At 60.7% G+C, this 3934-nt stretch carries 6 protein-coding genes and 1 pseudogene; 4 read left to right on the forward strand and 3 right to left on the reverse strand.

Features of this window, described 5'->3' with window-relative positions; translation table 11 throughout:
- Window positions 1-270 precede the first annotated feature (270 nt).
- Complete coding sequence (locus NKI24_RS35550) at window positions 271-399, reverse strand: hypothetical protein (RefSeq protein WP_352450563.1); 129 nt, start codon at window positions 397-399, stop codon at window positions 271-273.
- A 68-nt stretch (window positions 400-467) separates the two neighbouring features.
- Here NKI24_RS35550 and NKI24_RS35555 point away from each other — a divergent pair, with 68 nt between their 5' ends.
- Window positions 468-746: a hypothetical protein gene (locus NKI24_RS35555; RefSeq protein WP_352750824.1), complete on the forward strand. Its 279-nt coding sequence runs from the start codon at window positions 468-470 to the stop codon at window positions 744-746.
- Window positions 747-1187: 441 nt separating this feature from the next.
- On the opposite strand, the gene NKI24_RS35560 is transcribed toward NKI24_RS35555, so the two are convergent.
- The gene (locus tag NKI24_RS35560) at window positions 1188-2099 is read right to left on the reverse strand and encodes a metallophosphoesterase (protein WP_352749702.1); all 912 of its coding nucleotides are present in this window, start codon (window positions 2097-2099) and stop codon (window positions 1188-1190) included.
- 238 nt (window positions 2100-2337) lie between these two features.
- The gene (locus NKI24_RS35565; RefSeq protein WP_352750827.1) at window positions 2338-2838 is read right to left on the reverse strand and encodes a hypothetical protein; all 501 of its coding nucleotides are present in this window, start codon (window positions 2836-2838) and stop codon (window positions 2338-2340) included.
- A gap of 114 nt (window positions 2839-2952) precedes the next feature.
- Between NKI24_RS35565 and tnpA the strand changes: the two genes are divergently transcribed.
- The 3 genes and pseudogenes from tnpA to NKI24_RS35580 all read left to right on the forward strand — a co-directional run.
- Window positions 2953-3306, forward strand: coding sequence for an IS66-like element accessory protein TnpA (gene tnpA, locus NKI24_RS35570; protein WP_352572587.1), 354 nt, complete (start codon window positions 2953-2955; stop codon window positions 3304-3306).
- The gene (gene tnpB, locus NKI24_RS35575; protein ID WP_023680052.1) at window positions 3303-3650 is read left to right on the forward strand and encodes an IS66 family insertion sequence element accessory protein TnpB; all 348 of its coding nucleotides are present in this window, start codon (window positions 3303-3305) and stop codon (window positions 3648-3650) included. Before tnpA ends, tnpB begins: the two co-directional genes overlap by 4 nt.
- A 66-nt stretch (window positions 3651-3716) precedes the next feature.
- A pseudogene (locus NKI24_RS35580) lies at window positions 3717-3934 on the forward strand (IS66 family transposase); the annotation flags it as partial.

Raw genomic sequence — 3934 nt, forward strand, 5'->3', positions numbered from 1 at the left:
ACCCAAGGTAGGAGCCGAGTGCTCGAATCGGGCTCGCTCGGATCTGAGCGGGGGGCGCCCAGTAATGGGCGTCCCTACCGCGATACTCGGCATGACCTCCGTTTCTGACCTCCTGAGCCGGTCGCGTTCGCTGTCGGCGCGGTATCAAGCAGAACCAATGCCGCGCCTGCTTCGGCTTTCCGAAACCGCAGCGTGTCTTTCCTTGAGACTTGGCAGCACGGCGCGTTCAACCGGAACCGTGCTGCCTTCAATGTACAGCCAGTTGTCCAATCAGCCGGCGGGCTTGTAAACGCCGGCAGCCTTTTTGGCAGCTGCGAGCGCCGCATTCATGTCGAGTTCTTCGAGGACAACCAGGTCGTTTATCCAGCCGCTTGCCCGGATCGGCAGTGCTAAGTCCATCCCATCGGCTTGGTCCGGAACCTCAGCATTGATGACAATATCATAGGCTTCTGACTCAGTAAGACTAGATGGCAGCTGTGCAAGTAGTGACCAGTGATGGTGTCGGGAACTATACCTATTCGGCCGATCAAGGTGCGAAACGCCATGCCGATCGCCTGCATGCCCATCAGGTTGAGTTCGGGCTTTTTCTCCCGGTCTGGATGGCCGAACCACCAGCGCGTGTCGTATTCCCGAAGCCAGTGGCTTTGATGAGAGCACTGCTTTCAAAGACGAATGTGTTCGGCCTGGCTTGGCCGAGTATGTCGAGGGTCACGGTTTTGATCCGCTATTGCGCGCAACAGTCCTAGCACGCCGCCGGGCGCGGGCCCCTTCAGGAATTGGAGTAGTCCTAAAACGCTGGTTCGCGCCGCCTCATCCAAAAGGAGTATGCCCTCCGATGGCCGAAAGGAGGTCTCGTGCAAGCATGCCCATTTGCAGGCTCCAAGATGCGTTTTGCTCGGGCGCCAACGACAAGGATGGGCTGCAAGCTGCCGCTGACCGCATTCAGGTTTTCCCTTCCCCGAGAATGTCGAAGAAAGGTGTTTTGGACGCCTGGCTCAGCTCATTAAAACATTCCGGTCGAGAGCTATCCGCCGAACTCCGCCCGTCCGGAGAAAGGATGATGGACTGTGCTGCGTTCGTCTTGGAAGGCGATGGGAACACGGCGAAACCCCGACCGCATGTACACGACCATAAATACCCTCGCGCGGAACGGTCCGCGCACGCAGGTCTCTCTGGGACAGCAGATGTCATTCGTCGACAGGACGAGAGTTTTTCGAGCCGATATCGACGACTATGATCTCCGGCGACACGCCGAAACGCACCGGCAGCCACGATACGCCCAAACCCCCGGATACGATAATGTGCCGCCCACCCTCGACGACATGCCCGTAGGCGAAGCGCTGTCCGTAGGCTGAGTTGATGATGGGTGGGCCGATGAATGGCAAGCGCACCTGTCCGCCATGCGTATGGCCGCATAACGTCAGGCTGACACGGTCAGGGACAGTAATGAAGATGTCCGGTTCATGGGCAAGGAGCAATATCGGATTGCCGTCGTCCGGTATTGCGGCCAGTGTTCCAGGCAGATCGTTGACGCCCTTATACACGCCGCCAGACAACTGCACCGCCCACTGGTCGCCAAGACCCGCGAGCCAGAATGCTGGGCCATCCTGCTGACGGATAAGCGTGGCAGTGTTCTCGAGGACCGGAATGCCATTGTCGACGAGAGCTGCGCGGACGCTATCGACACCGTGCCACCAGTCGTGGTTGCCGAGAATGGCGTGGCAGCCGAGTGGCGCGGAAAGTTTCGAAAGTGAATTGCCCCAAACAGTGTCGGGCACGATCCCGGTGGCATAACGCGGAAGCACGCCCATCACATAGTCGCCAAGGAGAAGGATGATGTCGGGCTGCAGGCTATTCGAAACACCGACGATCTCGTCGATCCTGGAAACCGGCATCCAAGGCTCGCAGGCGTGGATGTCAGCGATCACGACGATGCGCAGGGGCTTGGCTGTGGTCGGCCAGCGCGGCGGTAGGACCTTGTAGCGAGTGACACGCAGTCGAAACCGAGGTTCAATCGCGAGCGCATAACTCGCCAGACCGAATGTCGCGAGCGACACGGCGCCAAAGAGCTTCAGGAATGAGCGCCGCGACGTCAGCACTTGTATTTCCCAGCACAACGAGGTCGGTTTTAGAGATCGCCACGAATTGAGCTGCGGCAGCCTGAACCACATCAACCGCGTGAGAGGCCTAGCAGGTCAATAGTTTCCCAAATCGGCGTCACCTGCAAGCATTGGTCTTTATTGCGCAGGGGAGGGAGCTGGCTAGGACCCGTCAACTGCTCCGATTTGCCACTGATCTCGGGCGGATGATGTAGTCCCATCGGATGAACGCGTCGCCTTAGATGGCGAGCGCCTCCATCTCGACATCGTTCACTTGTTCCCTTTTTTCGTCGCTCGCGGAATCGACCGCGCGCCCAACTTCAGCCCGTTTGGTTGTCGTTACTGCGATCAGCTCGACCCGGGTCGCGCGATCGAGGAGGGCGCCGTCCGTGATGCGGCAGAACAAGGGTGTTCGATGTTGCTCCACATCGATGTGCCCGTCGGATGGTGACGCCATGTGGAGCGCGAGGCCTGTCTCGCGAGCGAGTTGTTGCAGTTCGACCTTCCACACCCGGCTTTGGTCATGCAGCTTCGAGCCGACCGCTCCCGCCTTTGACGTATCGCATGCTTTGGCTGCGCCTCGACAAGATTGCGGCGCTCTCGAGTTGAAACCGGAGGGCGAACTTTCGTCGGCTGCAAACCGGCTTCTTACCGCTCTCGCAGTGTCTCCTGCTTGTATTGCATCATTGGCGAGAGAAAGTAGCTGATGATGCTGCGCCTGCCAGTCTGGGATGTTCATTCGGACCCGAAGCTTGGTAGATACCCTCCGGCGAAGGCCGCCTTGCGAGAGGATGGCACGGTAGCGAGGCTGCGCTCTTAAGGTCGTCCTTACGAGCGAAGTTAGCAGCACAGCATGAGCCATATGACGTTATTGACCGGGCCGGAGCGGCGGCGTCGTTGGAGTGAAGCGGATCAGTGCCGGATACTGGCGGCGGCATTCGCGCCCGGGGCCACAGTGGCGGCGGTGGCCCGTCAGTACGATGTCGCGACCAGCCTGATCTACAAGTGGCGCCGCACGATGAGAGCCCGCGAGACGGGCTTTGCCGAAGTTGTCGTGGCTCCCGATGAGCCTGTCGCCGTTTCGCGGCCGGCGGCATCCCCAGCGGTGATCGAGCTGGAGGTCGCCGGCAAGGTGCGGCTGCGGATTCCGCTGACCACGCCGCCAACACTGGCGGCAGCGATGGTGAAGGCGCTGGGCGTTTCATGATCCCGGTTCCGAGCCAGGTGCGGATCTGGTTGGCGGTCGGCCGGACCGATATGCGTCGCGGGATGCAAGGCCTCGCTCTGCAGGTTCAGGAGACGCTGGGCCGGGACCCGCATGCCGGCGATATTTATGTCTTCCGCGGCCGCAGCGGCAATCTGATCAAGATTATCTGGCATGATGGGCTCGGCATGTCGCTGTATGCGAAACGGCTCGAGAAGGGTCGGTTTCTATGGCCATCGCCGGCGGACGGCACGGTTTCCATATCACCGGCGCAGCTCGCCTACATGCTCGACGGGATCGATTGGCGCAACCCGCTTCACACGTTCCGCCCGCAGCGGGCGGGCTGAGTTTTTCTTTGAGTTTGCGCCATTTTCCGCGAGTCAGCGGACGCGTTTTATGATTCACTCCAGGGCATGGTTGCCACCGCCCAGGATGCTGTTCCGGACGATATTGGCGCGCTGAGAACAGCGCTGACCGCGGCGCTGGCCAGAGCCGAAGACGAGGCCGCGCGCGCTGCGCTGGTCGAGGCCGAACTGGCGGTCGCCAGGGCCAAGGCATCGGATGATGCGGCGCTGATCGCGCATCAGCATCTGACGATCCGGAAGCTGCAGCGGGCGCTGCATGGTCAGAG

Origin of the sequence: Mesorhizobium sp. M0701 (assembly GCF_040320365.1) — a bacterium.
Lineage (GTDB): Bacteria > Pseudomonadota > Alphaproteobacteria > Rhizobiales > Rhizobiaceae > Mesorhizobium.